The following is a 3,192-nucleotide window of genomic DNA, read 5'->3' as shown; positions in this document are numbered from 1 at the left end:
GGGCACGGGCCTCCTCCGTCGGGTGCGGGGCTCTGCGGTGAACACCGGGTCGTGGTCGCCACCCAGTGTGCCGCAGCCCCCTCAGCCCTCGGTGGACGCTGCGCGCCGGTGCTCGCTGTAGGTGTAGGGGTTCTCCCCCACGACCGTCTCGGGCACCTCGGGGGTCATGCCCTCGACCCACTCCCGCTCGCCGACCCGCGAGCGCAGGTGCTCCACGGTGCGCTCCACCTCGCGGCGGGCGGCGGCGAGGTCGACGCCGAGCAGGCGGTGCTCGTGCTTGACGAGGCGGCCGGCCACCAGGACGGTGTGCACGTCGCCGCGCTGGGCCTGGAGCACCACGTGCCCGTGCGGGTGCAGCAGCGGGGTGAGCGCCGGCGAGGCGTCGTTCTTCACGAGCACCAGGTCCGCCTGCTTGTCGACCTCGACGCTGCCGAGGTCGTCCTCGCGCCCGATCGCGCGGGCCCCGCCGCGGGTGGCCCACTCCACGACCTGCTCGGCGCGCAGCGCGTTGCCGGTGACGGTCCCGCCGCGCCGCTGGGCCTCGAGGTGCTCGCGGGCGCGGTCGGCGCCGAGGGTGGCGCGCATGGCGGAGGACATGTCGGCGCTCCACCAGGCGCTGCTGTCGGTGGACAGGGACACGTCGATGCCGTGCCGGCGCAGGCGCCAGGTGGGCGGGTAGCCCTGCCCGGCGTTCTGCTCGCTCTCGGCGGAGACCGAGACGCGACCGCCGCTGGCCGCGATGCGCTGGTAGGAGTCCTCGGACAGCGAGGCGGCGTGCACGTACACGGTGCCGGGGTCGGCGAACCCGTTCTCGTGCACCAGGCGCACGGCGTCGTCGCCGGTGGCGCCCCACACCCCGGCGTGGGTGGTGACGGGCAGGCCGAGCTCGCGGGCGACCTCGAAGGCGCCGCGCTCGGGGAACGCCGGGTCGCCGGTGACGTCGAAGGCGAGCTGCAGGGCCAGGCGGCCCTCGTCGCGGCGGCGGCGCGCGAACGCCTGGAACTCCGGCGAGGCCGCCCAGGCGGCCGGGGCGGCGTGCAGGTTCCCGCAGGCCAGGACGTAGCGGCCGGGGACGCCGGTCAGGGCGTCGGCGGCGGCCTCGGCGTGCTCGACGGTGCGCAGCCCGTGGGACCAGTCCACCGTCGTGGTGACCCCGGCGTCGACGGCCTCCAGCGCGGACAGGACGTTGCCGGCGTGCACGTCCTGCGGGCGGAACAGGGTGCCGTGCTGCAGGTAGTACCACTGGAAGTACTGGGCGAGGGTCCAGTCGGCGCCGTAGCCGCGCATCGCGGTCTGCCACACGTGCCGGTGGGTGTCGACCATGCCCGGCAGCACCACCCCGCCGGTGGCGTCGACCTCCAGCGCGCCGTCGGGGACGGGCAGGTCGGGGCCGACGGCTGCGACGGCGCCGTCGAGGACGAGGACGTCGGCGCCGGGCAGGACGCGGCGGTCGCGGTCGACGGTGAGGACCGTGCCGCCGCGCAGGACGACGGGCCCCCGTCCCCGGTGGGTGCGTCCGGCACGGCGACCTCCAGCGCTCGCGGTGGTGCGCCCACGGCGGGAGCACCGGCACCGGCGACGCTGACCGCGCGAGGCGCTCGCGGTCCGCCCCGGGCGCGGACCCCGGCAGCGACCTGCCGGGTGCGCGAGCGGGGCCGGGCGCCTCACTCGACGTCGACGAACACCGGGTTCGTGTAGCACCACAGGTCGTCCCACGGGTCGGAGTCGCCGACGCGGTCCACCAGGGGGTGCCCGTCGGCGTCGGCGTGCCGGCCGTCGCCCCCGCGGAAGCGCACGTAGAACGGGTCCTGCACGCCGCGCAGGGTGAGGGCGAAGCGCTGCCGGCCGCCGGCGCGGGCGGGCACCTCGAAGCTCTCCACGACGCGGGTGCCCGGCGCCTGCCACAGGTCGCGCTCGGCGTCGGCGACGCGGCCGGTGACGGTGCCCACGACGACGTCCCAGCGCGCCGAGCGCGGCACCTCGCCGCTGCCGTTGGGCGCGGTGGCGGGGTCGACGAGCAGTTCGACCTCGACGTCGCCGCCGCGGCGCACGCTGGTGCGCGCGCCGAACGTCACGCCGGGCCCCTCGCCGCCGGGGCGCACGCGCGCCTCGACGGCCTGCACGAGGCCGCCGTGGACGACGAACACCCGCCCGGCGCGCAGGGCGGCCATGACGGAGCGGTAGTCGCGGCGCGGTGCGCCCACGCAGGTGCGCGAGTAGAACCCCGGGGCGAAGTCGACGTAGCCGTGCTGGACGACGCCGGAGTCCACGGGGGTCCCGCGGTGGCCGTGGCGCTCGTAGTGCGCGCGGGAGGGTTCGCCGACGACGACGGTGTCGCCGTGGTCGAAGTGGTTGTCGGAGTTCGCGGTGATCCACCACGGCAGGCCCTCGGCGAGCAGGGAGTCCCACAACCCGCCGACGCGCGCGGTGGCGGCGTCGAAACCGCCCCAGGTGCGGTACTGCTCCAGGTCGTAGCCGGGGAACGACCAGCGCCCGGGCGACTCGTCGTACTGCCCGCGCCCGCGGCCGCGGCCCAGCGGGGCGGGCAGCGCGGCGGCCTGGTGGCCGGGGGCGCCCTCCCAGCCGACGAACACGCCGGGGGCGGCGTCGCGCCAGCCGCGCACCTTCGAGGGCGAGACGCGCCCGGTGCGCATGGGGTGGTTGGACAGCACGAGCGCCTCGCCGACGGCGCCGGTGCGCAGCTCCTGCACCAGCCAGGCCAGGGCGTCCAGGCCGAGCTGCTCGGCCTCGGGCCCGCCCTGCACGGAGTGCTCGAGGAGGCGGGGGCCGGCGGGGTTGGAGGCGGCGGCGAGCACGTCGCCGTCGAACATGCGCTCGAACCGCTCCAGCAGGTCGGGGGTGCCCTCGTGGTCGGGGGCGATGAACGTGGCGTGCTCGGCGCCGGGGATGTTCCACTCCATGCCCTGGAACACCAGGACGGGGTGCTTGCGGCGCGCCTCGGCGATCACGGGGGTCTGCAGGGCCACGGACTGCTTGGCGTGGTCGGGGCCGCCGTGGTCGGTGATGACGAGCCAGTCCAGCCCGCACTCGCGCGCGCGGCGCACCTGGTCGTCCACGCCGTACATCGCGTCGCGCGAGAACGTGGTGTGGATGTGGTGGTCGCCGGCGTACCAGGCGAAGTCGCGGTCGTCGCCGGCCGAGGCGGCGACGCTCTCCCACACGGGCGGGGGT

At 76.7% G+C, this 3,192-nt stretch carries 2 protein-coding genes; both read right to left on the bottom strand.

Annotation, left to right across the window (positions count from 1 at the left end):
• Positions 1-81 precede the first annotated feature (81 nt).
• Positions 82-1,485, bottom strand: coding sequence for an amidohydrolase family protein (locus GTR00_RS17690; protein ID WP_166612893.1), 1,404 nt, complete (start codon positions 1,483-1,485; stop codon positions 82-84).
• 179 nt (positions 1,486-1,664) lie between these two features.
• A partial coding sequence (locus GTR00_RS17685) for a PHP domain-containing protein (RefSeq protein ID WP_166612892.1) occupies positions 1,665-3,192 on the bottom strand: 1,528 nt, incomplete at its 5' end.

The sequence above is a fragment of the Kineococcus indalonis genome (assembly GCF_009906395.1).
In the GTDB taxonomy this organism is placed as follows: domain Bacteria; phylum Actinomycetota; class Actinomycetes; order Actinomycetales; family Kineococcaceae; genus Kineococcus; species Kineococcus indalonis.
Note: the sequence above shows the minus strand (reverse complement) of the source record. Positions and strands in the feature narration are given on the sequence as shown.